Raw genomic sequence first — 21,711 nt, 5'->3', positions numbered from 1 at the left:
TTCACAGTATTACTAATACTAATAACTGCGGGCCTTTCCAAGCTGTTCAAGCTTCTGCTCGTAGGCAGCCCGAACGGCTTCACTGCCGGACACTTCTGGAACACCAACATTCCACCAGGCTCCGTAACCATGTGTCATTGTCTTGGGCAGCACCTTAATGTCAATTAGGGTGGAACGATCCTGCAGCAGAGCCTCCCTCAAAGCGTCACGCAGCTGCTCAGCCGTTGACGCACGGAAGGTCTTCACACCATATCCCGCGGCACTTGCTGCATAATCTATGCTTATCAGTTCGCCGCTCAGCTGACCTTCCGGGCCCCGGTAGCGGAATTCAGTCGCCATGCTATCCAGTCCTTGCTCCATCTGCAGGTTGTTGATACAGCCGAACCCCATGTTATCCAACAGAATGACGTTGATCTTCTTGTTCTCCTGAAGGCTCGTCACTAGTTCCGAATGCAGCATTTGATAGCTGCCATCGCCCACCAATGCATATACCTCCCGGTCCGGCTCCGCCAATTTCACACCGAGTGCACCGGAGATTTCATACCCCATACACGAAAAGCCATATTCCATATGGTAAGTATCCGGCACAGTGGAATTCCACATCCGCTGCATGTCGCCCGGTAAGCTGCCTGCGGCTCCTATCACAATGGCGTCTTTCGGAAGATATTCATTGAGGATCCCGAGTACCTGTGTTTGCGCCAGCGAAGTGTTCAACTTCGTCGCATATTCAGATAGCTTCTCGTCAAGATGTCCGGCAACTTCCGGCACGAAGGAAACTGAAGAACGATCTGGACGATCTGCCTCCTGATTCACCGTATACTCCACGTCAGATAGACGCTTTCTTTCCACTTCCCATGCCTTTTTTGCCACTACAATTTCATCTGTATAAGCGGTGCGGTAACCGCGCTTCTCCAACGTAGCAGACAGCGCCCTAAGACCTTCGGCAGCATCACAGACCACAGCCAGCGCATCCAGCTTGGAGGCATGGTAAAGGGAAGCGTTAATTGTCAGGAACTCCACCTCGGGATGGGCGAACAAACTCTTCGAACCTGTCGTGAAGTCCGTAAACCGGGTACCCACACCGATCACCAGATCCGCTTCTGCGGCCAACGTATTAGCACAGCCATTCCCGGTAACTCCTATGCCACCGAGATTGTAGGCACAGTCGCTTGCCACGGCGCTTTTTCCAGCTTGCGTCTCACCGAATGGGATGGCGAATTTCTCCGCAAACGCACGTAATTCCATTCCTGCATCCGCATACCGGACTCCCCCCCCACAGACCAGCAGAGGTCGCTGTTTACTGGCAATAAGATCAGCTGCCGCAGCAAGCTCATCCGGATGCGGAGTACAGGAAACGATCCGGTGGATGCGCTTGCGGAAGAACTCAAGTGGGTAGTCCCAGGCCTCCCCTTGCACATCCTGCGGCAGCGCAATCGTAACTGCCCCGGTATCTGCCTGATCAGTCAGCACACGCATCGCGTTCAGCAATGCCGTCATCAGCTGCTCTGGCCGATAAATCCGGTCCCAATATTTGCTCACCGCTTTGAAGGCATCGTTGACCGTTATCGACAGATTGTAGGTGTGCTCCATTTGCTGAAGTACCGGATCCGGTTGACGGGTGGCAAAGGTATCGCCGGGGAGCAGCAGCACGGGAATCTGATTCGCCGTCGCAGTGGCAGCGGCTGTCAGCATATTAGCTGAACCCGGTCCTACCGAAGCGGTGCAGGCCATGATTCGCCGTCTGCGGCTCTGCTTGGCAAAGGCAGTCGCCGCATGCACCATTCCTTGCTCATTCCTCCCCTGATAGACCGTCATCTCACCCGGCGCTTCCTGAAGTGCCTGCCCCAGTCCAAGTACATTGCCATGGCCGAAAACGGTGAATATACCGTGTACAAAACGCTCCGGTCCATTGCCAAAGTCCACATATTGCTGGTCCAGAAATTTCACCAGCGCCTGCGCCGTCGTTAATCTAATCGTATCCACGTGAAACCTCCCTTTCGCCGTTTTTGTTACTGCCAGCGGGCAGTGACGACTTTTTTGCGTGTATAAAATTCAACCCCGTCGCTTCCATTCGCATGCAGATCGCCATAGAAGGAATCCTTCCAGCCGGAGAAAGGGAAAAAGGCCATCGGGGCTGGCACTCCGACATTGACACCCAACATGCCTGACTCGATATTTTCCCGGAAATAGCGCACTTTCCCGCCGTCATTCGTAAAAATACAAGCCCCGTTGGCAAAACGAGAGGTATTGGCAATTTCAATCGCCTCTTCTACATCCTTGACACGGATCACTGCCAGGACAGGCGCGAAAATTTCCTCCTGCCAGATTTTCATTTCCCGGGTCACTCCATCAAACAACGTTGGGCCGATAAAATAACCCTGTCCCTGCACCGCAGCATCCGCCCGGCCGTCTCTTAGCAACTTAGCGCCCTCGGCCATGCCTTGTTCAATATAAGCGACCGTTTTGTCTTTATGACTTTGGCGGATAACCGGCCCAAGAAACGTGTCGTCGTCCAAACCATCGCCGATGGTCATCTGCTCACATTCACGCAGGAGGATGGAGATCAGCTCATCAGCAACCTCTTCCTGCACCGTTACCACGGAGCAAGCCATACAGCGCTCTCCCGCCGAGCCGAAGGCTGCGTTGACAATCTGTGTTGCTGAAGCCTCAAGGTTCGCGTCTGCCAACACAATAGAATGATTTTTCGCCCCTGCCAACGCCTGAACCCGCTTCAAACACGCCGTTCCCTTCTTGTAGACATATTCGGCCACCGGCTGTGAGCCAACGAAGGAAATCGCCTTCACATCAGGATGCTCCAGCAGGCCGTTTACCACCTCATGTGCACCGTTAACCAGATTGAGCACACCTTTCGGAAGCCCGGCTTCCTCTAGCAATTCGACCAAACGCGCTGCCAGCAGCGGTGTGCGTTCGGAGGGCTTCAGCACAAAGGTATTCCCACAGGCGATGGCCAACGGGAACATCCAGCAAGGCACCATCATCGGAAAATTAAACGGTGTAATCCCGCCGACTACACCGATGGGATAGCGATACATCCCAGACTCGATGCCTGTCGCGATGTCGGGCAACTGCCGGCCCATCATCAGCGTCGGCGCACCTGCCGCAAATTCCACACACTCAATGCCGCGCTGCACCTCTCCGTAGGCCTCTTTGAAGCTTTTTCCATTCTCCAGCGTGATCGTCTTCGCCAGTTCATCCCAATGGTCCACCAGCAGCTGCTGATATTTGAACAAGATCCGCGCTCTGCGCGGCACCGGTGTCTTGGACCAGCCTGCAAAAGCCGCCTTTGCCGCCGCCACTGCCCGATCAACATCGACTCTGCTGGACAGCGGAACCCTTGCCATCTCCTCACCAGACGCTGGATTGTATACCGTTTCTGTCTTCTCCACAGCCGCCTCAACCCACTGCCCGTCAATATAGTTGTTCAGCACTTGCACGGTTTGCTGTGCCATTCTACTCACTCCTTCATCTCTATTAATGCGATCCCGCGAATGTAATCTAATCTAATCTTGCATAGCTATTCGATCTGGAGTTGTTTGAGTTGTGATCTCTCCAACCTCCGCCTACTTACTCTGCACCTGAAGTGATTTCCTCGTTAGACAATAAAAACGCTTCCAATTCGTCCAAGGTTGGCATGGCATCCGAACAGCTGTGGCGGGAGATGACAATGGATGCCGACGCGCTGCCGCGGCGCATGGCCTCACCGACGCTTTCTCCCCGCATTAGACTGTGAATGAAGGCTGAGGCGTAAGAATCTCCGGCTCCAAATGTCTTCAATACTTTAGCGGGAAAAATACCGCTCCGATGCTTCTGCCCATCCGCCGTGTAGGAGATTGAACCACTCCCGCCATGCTTGATAACGACCAGCTTTGCTTGGTGCGAGAACCAGCGGTTAACTGTTGCTTCGTCATCTGCATCTGTCACATTGTACAGGCTCTCCATCATATTAAATTCCTCACGGGTACCAATGATACAATCGCATTTCTCAGCTGCCAGATTATAATAGACCGCTGTTTCTGCGGCTGACTTCCAAGTATAGGGGCGATAATCCAGATCAAAAAATACAGTAACATTGTGCTTGCGGGCGAACTCCAAAGCGACAAACACGGCCTCACGGGACGGACTTTGTGCCAGTGCAGTACCTGAGATCAGCAGTGCCTTGGACTTCCGAATATACTCTTCCGAGATCTCCTCCGTACTCAGCAGCAAATCAGCCACATGATCCCGGTACATCAGAATGCTGCACTCCTGAGGACTCTTTATTTCAGTAAAAGCAAGCCCAGTCACTGCACCAGTCTGGTCAACGCGCACCTGGCTATCGTCAATGCCATTCCGTTGCAGATAAGTTCGGATAAAACGGCCCATCTGATCATCGGATATCTTACCGATAAAGCCAGTGCGCATCCCTAGCCGTGCTGCTCCAATTACGATATTGGCGGGAGAGCCGCCGACATATTTGGTAAACGTCAGTGTCTCTTCCATTGGTCTTCCGGTTTCATTAGCGTTCAAGTCAATACAGAGCCGACCGACAGCGATTAAATCCAGCGGTCGTGCAGGATCGAACTGTAAACCGTTCATTATGACGCCTCCTTGAGAAAACTTCAGTAAAATAGATTAATGAGATACAACAATCATCGGGGGATGGGTTAAGCGCTTAACCTAATTTCCATTAGTATAGTTTAGAAATTGGAGTTTGGCAATCCTGAACTTAAACGAATTTGGATCTGAACCCATGTATCAGAAAAAAACAAAGAAAAGACCTGTCCCTCGCCGCTAAGCGAAGTACAGGTCTTCAGATAGGAGTCGGCGTTCTTACTCCGTTTGTAGAGTTTGTGTCTTCCTAATGCGGTGCCGGTCCGGTGGAATGGCGGACTATCAGTTCCGGCATCAGCATGATCTTGCGCTTAGGACTATCGGGATTGTCGATAGATTCGTTCAGCAGAATCATCGCCTGTTCCGTCATCTCACGCAGAGGCTGAGCAATGCTGGTCAAGGTGGGATGGCAAATTTCAGCCAGCATTGTATTGTCAAAACCCACCACGGACAGATCACGGGGTATTGACAAGCCCTTGCTGCGCGCCTCCTTCAATATCCCAATCGCGAGCAGATCGTTGCAGGCGAATATGGCGGTCGGCCGGTCTTCCTGCGCCTGAGCCAGCATCGCGGCAGCCGCTTTGCGGCCGTTCTCCAGCGTGGCTGAAGTATGCGTGAGATTAGCCGGATTGCCAAAGCCAACACCCGCTGCCTTGAGCGCATCCATAAAGCCTTCCACGCGCAGCTTACTCCCCGGTAAATTGTCAGAGATAATGCCGAGCCTGCGATGGCCCAGGGACAACAGATATTCTGTCGCCTGATAGCCTCCCTTATAGTCATCCACCGTGACGCTGTTGCTCTCCATCCTCCGGATATCAGCCGAAAATAACACAAGCGGTACGTGATCAGCCAGCAGGCGGCGGACCATATCCGGATTCCCTGTATGAGAAGCAATGATTATACCGTCCACCCGTTTGCGCAGGAGCAGTGAGATATACCGGGCCGCCTTCTCATCATCCCGGTCTGTACTGCATACAATCAAGTCACTTCCCTGCTCCTGGGCATAATCCTCAATACCTCGGGCCGCCTCAGCAAAAAAGGGGTTGGAAATATCGGGAATCATCAGCCCGATTGTTCCCGTTCGACGACTCGTCAGCGCAGAGGCCACCAGACTCGGCTGGTAATTCAGCTCCTCCATGATCCGATGAACCTTCTCCCGTGTCTTATCGCTAATTCTCCCGTTCTTGTTCAACACCTTGGACACCGTAGCGATGGAGACTCCCGCTTCCCGTGCCACATCATATATCGTAGGTTTCATCGTTAGTGAGCCCGCCTTTACGTTCGTACAATCCTATACCTAGATTATAAGGAACTCTTCTGACAGTGTCTATTCAGCGGTGCAAGAGACTCTGTTACTGTGGCGATCATTTGGTCAATACATCGACACAAAGAAGGAGCCTCCGCCTTGCGGAAGCCCCCTTTTCGTGCGTGCTGCTACACTATTTCTTCTTATCCTTCTGGTGTTGCTGCATCTCGAACAGCCATTCATGTTCCGGATCATTATGAAAAACCCATGTGCGGACCGGACCTGCCATCACATTGAGATAATAAGAATCATAACCCGGCGGAGCCGATACAGGATGATAGCCCTCCGGAACCAATACAATACTGCGGTCAGACACGGCCATCGTCTCATCAAGGCTGCGATCGTCATTATACACCCGCTGCACTACAAAACCATGAGCCGGGTTAACCCGGTGGTAGTATGTCTCTTCCAGGTAAGACTCAGCAGGTAGATTGTCACAGTCATGCTTGTGCGGAGGATAGCTGGACCAATTGCCGCCACCCGTACGTACTTCCACGACCAGCAGGCTCTCGGCTTCACTCTGCTCAGGCAAAATGTTGACCACTCGCCGTGACATACTGCCAGAACCGCGGGCTTCGGCCACAGTATCGCACGGAGCGATCAAACGCGGCGCATATTTACCCGTTCCTGGTGCAAGGCAAACCGCAAGTTCCAGCTCCGTCAAGGCCGTAACTTCATAATGCCCTCCCGCCGGAATATACACCGCATACGGCGGCAAATCCTCAAATACAGACATACGTTCACCGATCCCGGCGAACAACTGGGCGCCTGCTCTCACATCCGCCTTGCCCGCCAGCAGCACCAGACAGATTTCATTCCCTTCCGCGCTGCGGCTCAGCGTATCCCCAACCTGCAGCTGGTACACTTCAAAACCTACATACTCCCATCCAGCGCTCTCCTTGCTAACTGCCGCTACAAGTCCATCTTTGCCGGGTGCTCCGGCTTTTATGATTAGATTGGACATCTTCACAGACCTCCCCCATCTTCAGCATCTGCATCCGCTTACAAAGCTTGTGTCGCCGATATTCTCTCTCCGGCACAAGAAGACAACTTGACCGGAAGCCCGGTAAGATAGGATTCCTTAGCAGCTTCGGCAATCCGTTCCGCCTGTTGCCCGTCAGGCCCGCTGCAAATGATAGGCTCCTGCAGGCGGATTGCCCGGGCAAACGCGGCAACCTCTTCTACGAAAGCCTGGTTATACCGCTCGAGAAAGAAATGAAGCGGCTGATCGCGTGTGACCGAAGCAGCGGTTGAAACCTCTACAGTTGTTGGACGGCAGTTGTCGGCGGTGGCTGAGCCGCAGGAACCGAACACCTCCACGCGTTGATCATAACCATATACAGCCTTACGGCTGTTATCAATGACGCAGATTGCGCCACTGGCAAAGGTCAGCGTGATGACAGCTGTATCCACATCATCGCAGCGCCCAAACATCGGATCAACGAGATTGGCACCTCGGGTATAAACTTCTGTTACTTCCTCACCCATCAGATAACGGGCCATATCAAAATCGTGAATCGTCATATCCATAAACATCCCGCCGGAAGACCGCACATAAGCCTCACCCGGAGGCTGCGGATCACGTGATGTGATCTTCACAATATGTGGACTGCCTAGCTCTCCTGATTGAACCAGTTGCTTAAGTTTGCGGAAGCTAGGGTCCATTCGCCGGTTGAAGCCGACCTGTAGCAATACACCCTCATCCTCCACTATCTTCAGTGCCTGGTGGGTAAACTCTGACGACAGGCTGATCGGCTTTTCACAGAAAATATGTTTTCCAGCCCGGGCTGCTAGCTCAATCCAAGAGGCGTGGGTATCCGTAGGTGTGCAGATAAACACAGCCTCGATTTCAGGGTCATTCAGAATGTCTTGCCCATTCACAAATGCAGAGCCAAGATTCCGGCTCTCTGCCCAGACCAGCAATTCCTCACTTACCACAGCCTCCGCAATGGATTTCAACTTAAACGACGGCATCACACGCAGATTATCTGCATGAAGCCGGCCAATTCTGCCTGCCCCAATAATGCCAACTACGATCGGATTTACCATGTTTGCTTATCCTCCTTTGAGGTAAGCGCTTAACCATCCCGAAAATAGTATACTCCAAGCACAAGTGAAGTTACAAGCAAATATTTCTCCAGCTTTTTTAACTCTCTCCTTAGCTATCTACTCCTCCTCAACAGTAATGTAACGCTTCACCTAGTGCGACTAAAACCATGGCCTGTCCGTAGGCCATAGGGGCAATAATGATTTCCTTATAATCTTCTTTTGCAGCACCAATCGGAGTGCCGCCGGATACACCAAGCACCGTGCCTTCATCGTCAATTCTGTCCAGCACCGCCCGGATCGCTTTCAGGGCATGATTTGCATACGATTCCGGCAACAACCCCCTGCGTACGCTATGCAAAATACCCGCTGCGATAGCTGCTGAGCCTGACGTTTCAGTATAACTGCTAGAGTCGTCCAGCAGCGTATGCCATAATCCGTCTCCGCTCTGGCAGGCTAATAAAGCTGTTGCCTGTGCGTTCAGGATCTGTTGAAGATATTCAAACACTCCACTGTCCAGATACGACCCCATCAACTCCAGGTATTCAGGCAGGCCGAGTGTAAACCAGCTATTGCCCCGGCACCAGAAGGCTTCACTGAAATTATGCCGGCCGCCAAAATGCCAGCCATGAAAAAACAACCCCGTCTTTTTATCATAAAGGTATTTGATATGCAGCAACAGTTGGTAAAGCGACGCTTGCCGCCATGCGGAATTATCGTATTTCACACCCATTTTTGCCGTGAACAAAATAGCCATAAATAACGTATCAATCCAGATTTCATTATCATTGAGCGTAACTTCATCCTTGCTCGCTCCTGTTGTGACATGCTGATAACCAGACTCCTCCGTCCGCGGCAGGCCATGCATCAACCACTGCACCCATTCCAGGCTTAATTCCTCCGCTTCCTTCAGTTCCATTAATGACAGCAACGGCGCTGTTGTATTGATATTCCGGCTCGGCAGTCCCTTGCCCAGTTGCTTGCTCATCCAAAGCTTGGCATATTCTTGATAACGCTCATCCTTGAAATGCTGCTCAATCTTTTGAAGTCCGTAAAGCCCCACTCCCTGCGGCCAATCCCATTCCTCCATGCCAAAATCACGGGCAAAATACCCCCGTCGTCCCGCATCCTCCCCTAAATTTTGCAGTTCGGCTTCGTTTTCCGGCCGCTCCAGCTTCAGCAGCTTATCCGTCACGCGGTTCAGCTTTTCAATGATCTCAACTTTACTAATCCGGCTGTTGTTCATCTGTTTCCCGCCCCTTCGCCTGCTATTTTGGGTCTTCCCTCATGTTGGATAGTTCCATTCACCCGTAATATATCAAACCATTCCATACAAAAACTACTTTATATTTGCTGTAATAACCCTCATATATTGCAAATCTTGCTTTTCTGAACCTATAATAAGTGCATATTACAGAATAAGGCGGTGAGAGCATTTGCTTGAAAGCGACTTACTGTACGAACAAGGGTATAGCGTACGTATCAACACGCCCGTAGATCCCCTTTTTTATTATTTTGATTATGACCAGCGTTCTCACGATATCAATATGGAGTTTCAGCATTTTCATGATTTTTACGAGATTCATATCTTGATGGATTCCCGAGCCACTCATATTATCGATGGGAATGTCTGCGCCCTCCAGCAGTATGACATCGTGCTCCTGCGTCCTTATCGGATGCATAAGACACAATATCCGGAAGGGCCGCCGTTTAAGCGGCTGATCATAAACTTCGCCATGCCCAAGGATATACCCGGTTTAGAGAACGCTTACAAAAGTATGTTTCTCTCATTTTGGGAAGAAATACCGATCTACCGTTTGCCAAAAGAGTTGCGCAAAGCCGTGTTTGATCCTCTTAACGCTATCTTCACCTTATCACACAGCACTTCACCGTTAAATCCAGTACTGATTCACAGCCTTTTCCAACAGTTCCTCTGTGCTTTATACCAGCGTAGAGACCAGAACAGCTATGTCCCAGAGGAGATCGGAAATGCCATTATGCAAAAAATCTACTCGATCACCGCATACATCCATAGCCATTACAACAGCGAGTTGTCCCTTGATTTCCTCGCTAAAGAGTTCTTTATCAGCTCCTATTACTTATCACACCAATTTAAGTTAATTACCGGCTCCACGCTGACAGAATATATTCAGATGACCCGGGTCCGTAATGCCCAGCAATTGCTGATCTACACCCGCCTGAAGATTTCCGAGATCGCCGGGCAATCCGGATTCAACAGCTTCTCCCAGTTCAACCGCATATTCAATAAACTTAGCGGGATGTCCCCATCCGAGTTCCGCAAGAATCAGGTCATATCCAACACTGCTTCGACCACATTTTCCTATTGATGTACTTGCTTACCTAGTTACAAAAAATCCGCTGTGCGTCCGACAAATCTATCTACCCTCTAAGTAACTATATTGAGCAGTAACAGAGGCAATGTTTAGACGCAAAAGAGAGCCGAAGGGAAAGGGATAGCAAAAGCGATGGTGCAAGCACACACATGTTGGGATAGATGCAGGTACTGGTGTAGGTGGTCGTAGTGATGTAGGGGCTGGGGCTGGGGCTGGTGCTGGTGCTGGTGCTGGTGCTGGTGCTGGGGTAGTCACGTTTAACTGTATTTCATACAACTATTTTTTCACGCATCACGCCACCATTAGATATAGCTGTATTTGGTGCAACTATTTCCTTGGTTTTTTCGCCTCTAAGCAACATCTCGAGATTTTAGTTGTACAGAATACAACTAAAATCCGAAGATTCACTATTTCATACGGAATAGTTGCACAGAATGCAGTTACTTCTCAGATCCCAGCAAAACTCCTTCTCCCAATTGAAGATAATCCGCCCAAACAAGTCACAGCTCAGCAAGCCACCACAAATCAAAAGAACCAGGCAGCGATTCTCCACTAACGGGAGAATCACTGCCTGGTTCTAGCTTCAATTACATCTTAAGCCGTACGTTCCGTTGCTTTGAGACGCAGCGCTTTTTTCTCTTTCGACTTCGCCACTGGCGGTTTCAGAGAAATCGCGATGATGCAGGCCAGCAGGCACAAGAGGCCAAAGATAACAAAGGTTGGTTTAAATCCGCCTAGGAAGACGGCGATAAACGAACCGGAAAGGGCACCAATACCAAAACCTTGGTAAACAATTCCGTAGTTCTTACTGTGATTTTTCAGTCCGAAGAAGTCGCTGACAATGGCGGGGAACACCGTGATATTCCCGCCAAAGCAGAACGCAATGGCTGCTACACAAGTGAAGAAAAGTCCGAAATTCAGGGTCGCGTAGCTGAGGGTCAGCATAGCCGCCGCAGTTACAGCAAGCGATGCGCCTACCAGCTTCAAGCGACTCATTTTGTCAGATAAAGCACCCAGAATTAAACGTCCCGCTGTATTAAAGATCGCAATCATAGCCACCGCACTAGCTGCTGTCTGTACATCAAGTCCAGCCAGCTGCACGCCGATATCTTTTACAATACCGATCAAATACAGACCACACATACAAGCGGTGAAAAAGATGATAAATAGCAGATAAGCTTCTTTTGTCCGCAGCATTTCTTTGACCGTATAGTCTTTCGGTGAACTCATTACTGTAGCTGTCGTTGAACCCGCTGGTGCTGGGGCCGCTTGAACCGGAGCTTCTCTTACGAGCAAGGAACCGATTACAATCATGCCCATAACAATCAAACCCCAATACATAAATGTATTAGACACACCCACTGAGTCAATCAACCCGCCGTTAATATATTTAAAGATCAAACTCCCCGTTCCATAAGCACCAACGGACACGCCGGAGATTAAACCTTTATTATTCGGAAACCATTTAATTAAATTAGATAATGAAGTGATATAAGCTGTCCCATCCGCAAAACCAACGATCACCCCAACCAATAAATAGAACATGAAGAGTGAATTGGCTTGAGAGCTAAGAATCAATCCTAGTCCGAGCACAATCCCAGCAGTAGCAGTCAAACGGCGAAGCCCGAAACGATCCTGCAGCTTCCCTGCGAACAAAGTCGCGAAAGCGAGTGCAAAGCTCGTTATAGAAAAAGTAATCGAAACGGAGTTAAGCTCCCAGCCAAATTTTGTTACCAGATGCGCATTAAATAAACTCCATGTATAGATGGTACCTAGGCCCATTTGCATAATTACTGTACCTAATACGATCAGCCACCGTTTGGTGCTTTTGCTGTCCATTGTCGTAGTCATGGTCTTTTCCTTCTTTCTCTCTCGTTGTCTGCTACAAGAGCTTCTATCGCCTCTTTATTGTAGCTAAACCAGCCGATGTTGAGAGAAATCCGGCATGAGATGACGGAAATGAAGAATGAATTGCATTTATAAGCGCATAATCTGCCTGAATTCCTTTACCTTACTACGACTTACCGGCACTTCAAAACCTAAATCATGCAGGCGCAGCAAATACGTATTGTTGAACCACGGGATGATTTCCTTGATCTTGGACAGGTTAACAATATAGGAACGATGGCAGCGAAAAAAACGATCCTGCGGCAGCCGCTGAAAGAAATCGCTAATACTAAGTGCCATGCTGTATTCCTCACCTTTAGTCATCACACTTGTACTTTTTTCCTGCGCGGAGGCGTAATAAATATCGTCGGCATTCACTACGATAATCTTTTCATTTTTCCACAGATTAACCTTGTCACTGACCGGATTACGCTCTTCTTCCCCCTGTCGTCCACGGCTGGCAAACGCATTTTCCAGCTTGTGCAGCATGGCTTTGATGCGTACCTCGCTATAAGGCTTAAGAATATAGTCAAAAGCTTCAATCTCAAACGCCTCAGCGGCATGCTCCTTATACGCAGTGATGAACACTATGTAGGGTTTTACCGAGAATCTACTGATATTTTGTGCCAAAAGCACCCCATCGATGGAGGGAATATTAATATCCAGAAAAATCACATCTACCGTATCACTCTGCAAAAATTTAAGCGCGTCCAGCCCATCTTCAAACTGTGCCGTTATATCGATCCCGCTGTGCGTCTCTATTAAATAAGCCAGCTCCTGTCTTGCCAGCTCTTCATCCTCTACAATGATCGCTCTCATTGGTCCTCCTTTTTAACATCAAAAAAGATGTTCGTCCCTTTATCCAATCTCTGAATGGTAAGTCCAGTCCCATAGATCAGCTTTACCCGTTGGTGTACATTAAACAGCCCGATTTTATTCTCCGGCATATCGCCAGTATAGACCTTCTCTATCGTTTCCTCGCTGATGCCAGCTCCGGTATCGCGAATGCCCACCCGTACGGTATCCCCGTGGTCTTTTACAGAAATCGTTACTGTTCCTGTCCCTCTTACCTTCAGTATGCCATGTATAATCGCATTTTCTACAAGCGGCTGAATGATCAGACTCGGAATCCGAACCTGAACCTCATCAATATCATAAAGCACGTTAAGCCGGCTTCCAAAACGCGCCTTTTCGATCTCTACGTATTGCTGGACCTGCTGTAGCTCTCGTTTGATATCAATGAATTCATCGGTAAGCTCCAGATTGTATCTCATATAACCGGACAGATTCACAATCAGCTCGCGTGCCTTATCCGGATTAATTCGAATCGAGGACGCAATCGCATTCAGTGCATTGAACAAAAAATGCGGGTTAATGCTGGTCTGCAGTGCCTTCAGCTCCGCTTTGTTCGCCATTTCCTTAATGCCTTCCACCCGCGACACTTCCATCAAGGTAGAGATCATTTGTGACAGACCCACAGCCATAGCTTGAAGCGAATAGGTAATCTTGTGGGCTTTGGTGTAATAGATTTTGAGCGCTCCCGTCACCTCACCCTTTTCCTTCAAAGGAATAATGATCAGCGACTTGATCTGCGGATTCACGTAATCACTATCATCGTTACGGATGGTAATTTCACCACTGGACAACGTTACTTTAGTTTCCTCACTGATAATATCGTTAGTTGTCTCATAATCCTCCTCACCCACGCCAACATAGGCACGAATAAACCGAGTATCCGTAATCGCTACAGCGTCTGCACCGATATCCTCTTTGATGATCTGGCAGATGGTGTGCAGCGACTCCTGATTAATATTGCGAAAATACGGCAAGGTCTTATTGGCAATATCAAGCGCCAGCTTGGACTGCTTAGCCGCGATCCGTTCCTTCTCACCTTCCACGCTCTGCACTAGCACAACAATCAGGCCGACACTAATCTGGCTCATAATCATCGGAAAAGCGATCTTGGACACGATATCCACACCCAGCGACATCGGCTGAGCCATCGCTAGAATGAGCAGCATCGTCAGTGCCTCACAGGCCATTCCCGCCAAAATCCCTGCTATCCAGCGACGTTCACCAGAGGTGCGGCGATAGATTATCCCAGACACTATGCCTGCGGTGATACTCGTAATCAGACAAGGAAGAGAGGTTACCCCTCCGATATCAATCAGAAAACGGTGAACCCCTGAGATGATGCCTGTTATAAGTCCAACCCATGGTCCGAACAAAATCCCGCCAGATACGATGGCGATAATTCGCACATTCACAAGCGAACCTTCCACATTAATCCCGCTATAAGTGCCGAAAATGGCAAATAAGCTGAAGATCATCGTCGCAATAGCAAGCTCTTGCGGAGCGTAACTCCCTTTTTGAAAAACCTCTTTAAACCGCGGCAGACGAGTCAATACAAACAGACACATCAGCAATAACGCAGCTCTTTCCAACAATTGCAGTAATATAGTAAACGTATATTGCACGGTCACCGCCTCCAAAGGTCTCGATGTCGATTCATTATAAAGATAGTTCATGCCTCTGTCCATTCAGCCTGTCCCTTTATACCTCTATTGAAACTCTTGTTGTATGATATTAACAGATTGGAAGCATGAATATTCGGAGGTGGCAGTTTGCACAAGATAGAACACGAGGCAGATATCATTCAGCTTGTACATAATGACCCCTGGATGATGGATATTTTAGAAAATGCCAGATCGCTACAGTTACCTGACTGGTGGGTTTGTGCTGGGTTTGTACGTTCAAAAATCTGGGATACCTTACATGGCTTTGAAGAGCGGACCCCTTTGCCAGATATTGATGTTATTTATTATGACGGCAGCAATCTTCATGAGGAAGTGGAAAAGCAATGGGAGGCAAAACTAAGAAATTTAAATCCCCATGTGCCATGGTCCGTTAAGAATGAAGCAAGAATGCATACCATTAACAACCTTGCGCCCTATACGTCATCTGTAGATGCCATCTCCAAGTTTCCGGAAACAGCTACAGCGCTTGGGCTTTCCTTAGATGAATACGGTAAGGTTATCCTAACCGCTCCGCATGGGATTGCAGATGTTATTAATGTAGTGTTACGGGCTACCCCTCATTTCAACAATAATCCGAACTTACTCCCTATTTATGAAAAACGAATTGCACAAAAAAACTGGCAGGCAACGTGGAAGCAATTGCAGGTCAGCGCTACCTAAAGCTAAGTTGTGTTAGCATCGGAATAAAAAAGACAGCAAGCCTCTGCTACAGAAGGGCTTGCTGCTGTTGTTTTATTACACCGCTAAATCAATACCAACCACGCCTACTACATCTCCCTGACGATTCCGGATTGCTCTAGATAATGTAATACAAGAACGTTTCGTAATCGCGGATACATAAGGTTTAGAGACATATTCACCCTCATTCATGGCCCCATTCCACCAATCACGCCGCTTAGCATTCAACAGGCCAGCCGCTGGCTCGGAGTAGATAAAGGTTCCATCCGTCCGATTGGACCAAATGGCTTGTACATCTGGAATTTTCTTAATGTAAGCTTTCAAAACACCTTGATGAACTTCAGTATCTGGAGCGTAAAGTTCTTCCTTGGCGGAAATCGTCTCCAAGAGACTCTGCATTTCCTGAAGCCGGGCTGCATATTGGCTCATCTCAATTTCCGCTCTGCCCGCAATGCTAGTAACCGATTGCTGCAAGGATTGCGACTCCGCTAACAGATTGGCGCTGACTTCGTTCAGCTGCCCAATTTGATCCCGCTGCCGTGTCACCTGCTCCAGCGTAAGGTCTACATTGGCAATCGTCTCATTCACGATAGCCACCGCACCGCTCAGCTCCGTTGTCACTTCTACAATCAGCTTGCCCTGTTTCGCGGCAGCATCGATTGTTTCCGTCACGGCGCTGCCTACTTCATCTACTCTCGACGCGATATCATCGAGTCGAAGCTTAACCGTGCCGACCTCGTTCACCCCACGCTCCACTGAGACTTGCTCTTTCGTAACGGATTCCAGCACCTGCTGTACTCCATTATTAATGTCAAGCAAGATGCCTGAGGAGCGGTCTACCGAGCTCTTGCTTTGATCAGCCAGCTGCCGAATCCGGCTGGCCACTACTGCAAATCCGCGGCCCTGTTCACCGGCCCGGGCCGCTTCAATAGAAGCATTCAGCGCGAGCAACGAGGTCTCATTCACAATGGAGTTAATCAATGTATTGATCTCCTCTACCATCGCAATATGATTACTCAGGGCAGTAAACTTAGCTAACATGTCCCCACTCTGTGTTTGCAGATCCTTCATCACCACATCTGCAATGCTCAGGGAATCTACCATTGCTGTCATTCCTTGCCGAGCATATTGCATATTCGAGCCTAGTTTTTCCGTCAATTCTTCGATATGTGCTGTAACTGAGGCTACACCGCCCATCGTCTGATAGGCCCCTTCAATATTGGCTTTAGCTTCATTGCTGCGAATCCTTAAATCCGTTTCATACGCGTGTGAATAATCTGCTGCCTGCTGCAGCTGCTCTGTATGGCGACTGATTTCTTCAAGCGCACCATGCAGCCGATCCGAGGTAACTACAATCTCATTGCCAAGAAGCTCCACTTTGTTCTGTGAATCCTTCAGCAGCGCTTCTTTGCGATAACCGTAGCGGGATGTATTCAGCGAGAACCCTCCTAGAGAACCCATAAGCAGAATAATCACCAGCTTATGCATCCAGAGCATATCAATCAATAAGCTGTACACACTGACAAGAAGCAACAGGACGACTACGAAAATCTGGTTTCGACGGATCTGCATCTTTACTTCCACTCCACTCGATTGATGTTATGTATTCTAACATTATATCAGCAGAGTTAATTAAAGGAAATACTTTCTATAGTATTCCTTTTCGATCAATCATTCCCCGGGCAAGGCAATCTCCCCTTATAAAGATGCTTGTTGATCTCCCGCTTCCAAGAAAGCCATCAAGAGGAAACCTGAGCTTATTGTCGAATATATAAGCATATTGCCACTGGAAAAGAGGATCACATTATGCGCGCCACACCTCAAACTCCTCGTCAGACCTATTGGAATCGTGTGCTTCTCAATTCATTCTGGATCATCCTGATTGTGTATTTAAGTATTCAGTTCATTGTTTCTCTATCCTTATGGAGCCAGCGTCCGGAAACCCCAACCAGGAACGATTATATTGAGCACTCGTTGATTTCTGATTCCATCATAGTGAGTTTGATCATTATTCTAGAAGTAATCTATAGATGGAGGCCTCTGTGGGCCCAACTCGCCATTACGGTTGCAAGCCATCTATTTGCGGTTTTGATTATCGTCAATCTCAGCGATGAGTTACATGTTAAATCATTAATTATGCTGTTCCCGCTACTAGTCTCGATGATCTATCTGAAGAGCAGTTATATGATAGCCACTTCTGCTATTTCTCTACTGTACACGATCATTTTATTCACCAAGACATCCATTCACGAGTACTTTCCGATCACCCAAACAATCATTATCGCTCTTATTTTTGCAGGCACTGCTTTGGCAGGTTTTGCAGTAATCGTTCGTGGACGTGATTTGATGCAATCCCTGCAGAACTCCGTCAAGTCAGAACAGGAATTACGCATTCAGAATATAATCATGGATCGTCTATCTAAGATAGATCCCCTGACTGATCTGTATAATCACAAGACTTTTCACGAATATTTGGGTTGGCTAATCGAGCATCAGCAGAGTAATCCATTCTCCATGCAGCTTGCCGTTATGGATATCGATAATTTCAAAAAAGTAAATGATTGCTATGGACACTCTGTTGGAGATATCGTATTACAAAAAGTCGCAGCGATCCTGCTCGAGTATATCGGTCCTGATGATTTCGCCGCGCGGTACGGGGGCGAGGAATTCATTGTCATTCTGACAACCAAAACCTTTGAACAATCCTATGAAATCATGCAACAAATTCTAGCCAAAGTCGCCGATACCCCTTTTGCCGAAATGGAAGGGAAAAGCATAACCGTCAGTATCGGGATGCATGATTACACAGGTGCAGACTCCAAAAATTCTACTTTTCAGCAGGCTGATGATGCACTTTACGAAGCTAAAAACACCGGGAAGAACAAAATTGTCATCAGCTAGTGACAAGCTCCACAGACACTGTTTATCTGTCGGAGCTTGTTTTCTTTTGCAAAGCCTTAATTTCAGAAGCATTTCATACCAAAAACCCCCACCTTGTGATGAGGGCTGTGTATCCACTGCTATATTCCGTAACGCTTCTGCGGTTCCAAAAGCTCCACCACTTCCTGCTTCGGAACAGGTCTGCTAACCAGATATCCCTGTACCTTATCGCAGCCCGATTTTCTGAGGAAATCCAGCTGGCTGATCTCTTCCACTCCCTCCGCAACGACCTCCAGCCCCATATTGTGGCCCAGCTGTATAATGGTCTGCACAAAAGACTGGCTGTAAGCTTTTTCCGAAAGCGAATCGATAAAGGTTTTATCCATTTTAAGCGTAGAAATCGGCAATTGCTGCAAATAACTAAGAGATGAGTATCCCGTTCCGAAATCATCCAGCGCAATACGAATGCCTTGGGATTTGAGGAATTGAAGCTTATTCACGATACTCTCAAACGATTCCATAAAAATAGACTCGGTGATTTCCAGTTCAAGACAACTAGGCTTTAGCCCACTTTCAGCCAGACTTTCCTGCACCATCTCGACGAAATCATCCTGCAATAGTTGAATAATGGAAATGTTAACTGATATCTTGTAAGGAATGCCCATACGATCTTGAATGCCCTTCATAAAGATGCACGATTCCCTAAGCACCCATTCTCCAATATAAATAATCAGCCTGGAATCCTCGGCGATTTTGATAAAGGAAAGTGGAGATACAAAGCCCAGCGTTGGACTATTCCAGCGAATTAAAGCCTCAAAACCAGAGATTAATCCAGACTGGATATCCACCTGCGGTTGATAATATAACTCAAACTCATTATTATTCATGGCACTGCGCAAATGTTTCTCTATATTCATCCGTTCATTAAACGCAGTATGCATAGATTTGTCATATACCACATAAGTCCCCTTACCATCCTCTTTTGCCCGGTACATAGCGACATCCGCATTTTTTAAGATTTGCTCGGTGGTCTCCCCATCTTCCGGATAAAAGGAAATTCCGATGCTTACGGAAACGTACAAATAACTCTCTCCGATTAAAAAGGACTGCCTGAACGCTCTCATGATCCGCTCCGCCAGGTCTAACACATCCTCGTGGTTTTCTATATCCTTAATAAAAATCACGAATTCATCCCCGCCGAGCCGAGAGAGCATATCTCCTTCCCGCACCACCGACTGCAGCCTTTTGCTAGCCTTCTGAATAAGAACATCACCGGATTTATGCCCTAAGGTATCATTGATGTATTTAAAATTATCGGTATCTACGAACAACAGCGCCGCCTTGCCTCCTGAGCATTGCAGATATTTCTCCATAGATTCCAGTAGACATACACGGTTGGGTAGATTACTAAGCTCATCCACATAAGCTAGACGATGCATGTGTTTTTGATTCTCCACCAGCATATCGTATTGCTCTACAAGCTCCTGCTGTGTGGCTGTAAGCTGTTCATAGGTTGCCTCAAGCTCCTGATAACTGTTGCTCAGCTTTAGCTCTACCTGCTTGCGCTTACTAATATCAATCAGCGAACCGATAAATAACACAACTTCATTCTTTGGATCAACGATAGCTTTACCACTTACCTCAAACCAGACGAACTGATTATCTTTGGTCCGCATGCGGTATTCCGTCTCGTAGATAGGTGTTAAACCTGCCAGATGATCATGTCTTGCCTTTTGGGATGATGGCTGGTCATCGGGATGAATAATACTAAGCACCCCATTTTCGAAGGAATTGATTTCATCCTCCGTATAGCCCATGAGCTTGTACCAGCGATCCGATAGATTATACAGTCCTGTCTCCCAATCAAGCTCCCACATGTATGCACCAGAACCCTCTGTCGCGAGACTGAACCGTCGTTCACCTACTTGCAGCTTAGCAAATTGCTCCTGTAGCTCGACCTCTGTCGCTGACAGCTCTTCGTAAGTAGCTTCCAGTTCCTCATAACTTTGCTGAAGCCTTAGCTCATTTTGTTTGCGCTCATCGATATCCACTCCTACAAGCACAAAAATATCAGCTGCCTGCTTATCCAATCCTTTCAACAAGGTGGTCCGAAATGAAAAATACCGCGCTGCTGGCGAATTGTCTGGAAGTTTATGCTCGATATTATCAACATAGTCAAGCTGTACGGCCCTTTCCAACAGATTCCGAATAGCCGCCGTACTGCCTGTCAGCCCCTCTATATCCTCAATGTTTTTGCCCACTACTTCATTCTCGCATAGGCCCGTCATTCGCTCAGCGTAATTGTTAAACCGAACTACCTTTTTATCCGCCTGCACAGCCCAAACCACCATACCGCTATGCTCTATTACATCTTCAAAAAATTGCTGTTCCGAATAAACCGCCCGCCGTAAGTGATTAATATACATTTTTAGCAAAACCGCACTAATGATCAGAAGGCCGAGCAGAATAATGGCTCCCACAATAAATCTATTGCGCATCATAACTTTATAATAATCTGAATGAACGAAGAAATAGTGCTGATACAGCTCTTCAAAAGCACCTGAACGATGCAGGCGATCCAATCTCTCGTTAACATAAGTCACTAGCTCCGGAGAGGATTTACTTATTGCAAAAGCGACATCCCTAGGGTAGAGATTGCTCATTTTTTTGATAATACTCCCCTTCAATTTCTGTTCAGCAATCAGATAATCAATCACTTCCTGATTCTCAAATAGAAGGTCGATTTCCCCCTTTTCTAAAGCCTTCAAAGCTTCAGGAGTCGTTGCATATTCTATGTAATTTGTAATCCCCACCTTGCTGTTCAGCACGGTTGCAGAATACTGTCCATTCCCTAACCCAATCTTATAACTTCCCAACGTCTTTAAATCGATCTCATCCTCAAGCTCTCGCCTTGCATAGATGGAAATATAATTCTTAATAACTGGATCTGAAAATAACACCTCTTGGTTACGCGACTCCGTAATTGCCATAAGACCTGCTATTTCAATATCTCCTTGAATCAGCCGACTGTATACTTCATCCCATTGCCCAGTACTGTAGTGAATAAGGTAATCCTGCTTCTCAAAAATCATCGTGCTCAAATTAATATCAAACCCGGTCAAATACCCGTTTTCTACATATTTATAAGGTGGATATTCCAGTTCTACTTGGTACCTTATATCCTCTCTTTCGGCGTGAGCGGCTGTAGGAGGTACGAGCAAAAGCAGAAAAATAATCAGAAGCAACATTGTGCACCGCTTCATTGCCCAATTCCCCTTTTTGCTAAAATTTAGAATTTAAAGCATTATTCTAAAAAGTATTCGACAAAATATGGTAAGATTCCTGCTAATTCTTTCCTAAAACCACACATTATACGCAAATCCCCATCTTTCGATGGACTCTTTTATTTGTA

At 47.8% G+C, this 21,711-nt stretch carries 15 protein-coding genes; 3 read left to right on the top strand and 12 right to left on the bottom strand.

The features are described 5' to 3' along the window. Positions 1-18 precede the first annotated feature (18 nt). From iolD to MHI25_RS01830, 7 genes are all read right to left on the bottom strand, one after another. The gene (gene iolD, locus MHI25_RS01860; RefSeq protein WP_076278928.1) at positions 19-1,983 is read right to left on the bottom strand and encodes a 3D-(3,5/4)-trihydroxycyclohexane-1,2-dione acylhydrolase (decyclizing); all 1,965 of its coding nucleotides are present in this window, start codon (positions 1,981-1,983) and stop codon (positions 19-21) included. A gap of 26 nt (positions 1,984-2,009) precedes the next feature. Continuing rightward, the gene (locus MHI25_RS01855) at positions 2,010-3,470 is read right to left on the bottom strand and encodes a CoA-acylating methylmalonate-semialdehyde dehydrogenase (RefSeq protein ID WP_076278929.1); all 1,461 of its coding nucleotides are present in this window, start codon (positions 3,468-3,470) and stop codon (positions 2,010-2,012) included. A 115-nt stretch (positions 3,471-3,585) separates the two neighbouring features. Continuing rightward, positions 3,586-4,596, bottom strand: coding sequence for a 5-dehydro-2-deoxygluconokinase (iolC, locus tag MHI25_RS01850; protein ID WP_076124667.1), 1,011 nt, complete (start codon positions 4,594-4,596; stop codon positions 3,586-3,588). Positions 4,597-4,858: 262 nt separating this feature from the next. Beyond that, positions 4,859-5,869 (bottom strand): LacI family DNA-binding transcriptional regulator, encoded by a 1,011-nt coding sequence (locus tag MHI25_RS01845; RefSeq protein WP_076278931.1) that lies wholly within the window; start codon positions 5,867-5,869, stop codon positions 4,859-4,861. Positions 5,870-6,050: 181 nt separating this feature from the next. Continuing rightward, the gene (iolB, locus tag MHI25_RS01840) at positions 6,051-6,881 is read right to left on the bottom strand and encodes a 5-deoxy-glucuronate isomerase (protein WP_076219003.1); all 831 of its coding nucleotides are present in this window, start codon (positions 6,879-6,881) and stop codon (positions 6,051-6,053) included. A gap of 38 nt (positions 6,882-6,919) precedes the next feature. Next, complete coding sequence (gene iolG / locus MHI25_RS01835; protein WP_076278932.1) at positions 6,920-7,966, bottom strand: inositol 2-dehydrogenase; 1,047 nt, start codon at positions 7,964-7,966, stop codon at positions 6,920-6,922. 127 nt (positions 7,967-8,093) lie between these two features. Continuing rightward, the gene (locus tag MHI25_RS01830) at positions 8,094-9,209 is read right to left on the bottom strand and encodes a glycoside hydrolase family 88 protein (protein ID WP_076310046.1); all 1,116 of its coding nucleotides are present in this window, start codon (positions 9,207-9,209) and stop codon (positions 8,094-8,096) included. Between the two features lie 190 nt (positions 9,210-9,399). Here MHI25_RS01830 and MHI25_RS01825 point away from each other — a divergent pair, with 190 nt between their 5' ends. Further along, the gene (locus tag MHI25_RS01825) at positions 9,400-10,311 is read left to right on the top strand and encodes a helix-turn-helix domain-containing protein (protein ID WP_076185614.1); all 912 of its coding nucleotides are present in this window, start codon (positions 9,400-9,402) and stop codon (positions 10,309-10,311) included. Between the two features lie 600 nt (positions 10,312-10,911). Here MHI25_RS01825 and MHI25_RS01820 read toward each other — a convergent pair. From MHI25_RS01820 to MHI25_RS01810, 3 genes are all read right to left on the bottom strand, one after another. Further along, a complete protein-coding gene (locus MHI25_RS01820; protein WP_139330079.1) occupies positions 10,912-12,168 on the bottom strand; it encodes an OFA family MFS transporter in 1,257 nt (418 codons plus the stop codon). A 126-nt stretch (positions 12,169-12,294) separates the two neighbouring features. Next, entirely contained in the window at positions 12,295-13,023 is a 729-nt protein-coding gene (locus tag MHI25_RS01815; protein ID WP_076275969.1) for a LytTR family DNA-binding domain-containing protein, read from the bottom strand. Further along, complete coding sequence (locus MHI25_RS01810; protein ID WP_280513476.1) at positions 13,020-14,624, bottom strand: sensor histidine kinase; 1,605 nt, start codon at positions 14,622-14,624, stop codon at positions 13,020-13,022. Before MHI25_RS01810 ends, MHI25_RS01815 begins: the two co-directional genes overlap by 4 nt. A 261-nt stretch (positions 14,625-14,885) precedes the next feature. Between MHI25_RS01810 and MHI25_RS01805 the strand changes: the two genes are divergently transcribed. Further along, positions 14,886-15,401 carry a nucleotidyltransferase family protein gene (locus MHI25_RS01805; protein ID WP_076124758.1) on the top strand — a complete coding sequence of 172 codons (516 nt, stop codon included), beginning with the start codon at positions 14,886-14,888 and terminating at the stop codon, positions 15,399-15,401. Positions 15,402-15,476: 75 nt separating this feature from the next. On the opposite strand, the gene MHI25_RS01800 is transcribed toward MHI25_RS01805, so the two are convergent. Further along, positions 15,477-16,991: a methyl-accepting chemotaxis protein gene (locus tag MHI25_RS01800; RefSeq protein WP_340394857.1), complete on the bottom strand. Its 1,515-nt coding sequence runs from the start codon at positions 16,989-16,991 to the stop codon at positions 15,477-15,479. 234 nt (positions 16,992-17,225) lie between these two features. Between MHI25_RS01800 and MHI25_RS01795 the strand changes: the two genes are divergently transcribed. Next, positions 17,226-18,320: a GGDEF domain-containing protein gene (locus MHI25_RS01795; protein ID WP_076124680.1), complete on the top strand. Its 1,095-nt coding sequence runs from the start codon at positions 17,226-17,228 to the stop codon at positions 18,318-18,320. A 119-nt stretch (positions 18,321-18,439) separates the two neighbouring features. Here MHI25_RS01795 and MHI25_RS01790 read toward each other — a convergent pair whose 3' ends face one another. Next, on the bottom strand, positions 18,440-21,562 hold the full coding sequence (locus MHI25_RS01790) for an EAL domain-containing protein (RefSeq protein ID WP_076219205.1): 3,123 nt from the start codon (positions 21,560-21,562) through the stop codon (positions 18,440-18,442). Positions 21,563-21,711: the final 149 nt, after the last annotated feature.

It is taken from the genome of Paenibacillus sp. FSL E2-0177 (assembly GCF_037992975.1).
GTDB classification, from domain to species: Bacteria; Bacillota; Bacilli; order Paenibacillales; family Paenibacillaceae; genus Paenibacillus_AQ; species Paenibacillus_AQ odorifer.
This window is presented reverse-complemented; position numbering and strand designations above follow the sequence as displayed.

Excerpts from the sequence above, each read along its gene's own strand:
- MHI25_RS01855 (WP_076278929.1), bottom strand. The coding sequence starts at position 3,470 with ATGGCACAGCAAACCGTGCAAGTGCTGAACAACTATATTGACGGGCAG.
- iolC (WP_076124667.1), bottom strand. The coding sequence starts at position 4,596 with ATGAACGGTTTACAGTTCGATCCTGCACGACCGCTGGATTTAATCGCT.
- MHI25_RS01845 (WP_076278931.1), bottom strand. The coding sequence starts at position 5,869 with ATGAAACCTACGATATATGATGTGGCACGGGAAGCGGGAGTCTCCATC.
- iolB (WP_076219003.1), bottom strand. The coding sequence starts at position 6,881 with ATGTCCAATCTAATCATAAAAGCCGGAGCACCCGGCAAAGATGGACTT.
- iolG (WP_076278932.1), bottom strand. The coding sequence starts at position 7,966 with ATGGTAAATCCGATCGTAGTTGGCATTATTGGGGCAGGCAGAATTGGC.
- MHI25_RS01830 (WP_076310046.1), bottom strand. The coding sequence starts at position 9,209 with ATGAACAACAGCCGGATTAGTAAAGTTGAGATCATTGAAAAGCTGAAC.
- MHI25_RS01820 (WP_139330079.1), bottom strand. The coding sequence starts at position 12,168 with ATGACTACGACAATGGACAGCAAAAGCACCAAACGGTGGCTGATCGTA.
- MHI25_RS01815 (WP_076275969.1), bottom strand. The coding sequence starts at position 13,023 with ATGAGAGCGATCATTGTAGAGGATGAAGAGCTGGCAAGACAGGAGCTG.
- MHI25_RS01810 (WP_280513476.1), bottom strand. The coding sequence starts at position 14,624 with ATGTGTCTGTTTGTATTGACTCGTCTGCCGCGGTTTAAAGAGGTTTTT.
- MHI25_RS01805 (WP_076124758.1), top strand. The coding sequence starts at position 14,886 with ATGATGGATATTTTAGAAAATGCCAGATCGCTACAGTTACCTGACTGG.
- MHI25_RS01800 (WP_340394857.1), bottom strand. The coding sequence starts at position 16,991 with ATGCAGATCCGTCGAAACCAGATTTTCGTAGTCGTCCTGTTGCTTCTT.
- MHI25_RS01795 (WP_076124680.1), top strand. The coding sequence starts at position 17,226 with ATGCGCGCCACACCTCAAACTCCTCGTCAGACCTATTGGAATCGTGTG.
- MHI25_RS01790 (WP_076219205.1), bottom strand. The coding sequence starts at position 21,562 with ATGAAGCGGTGCACAATGTTGCTTCTGATTATTTTTCTGCTTTTGCTC.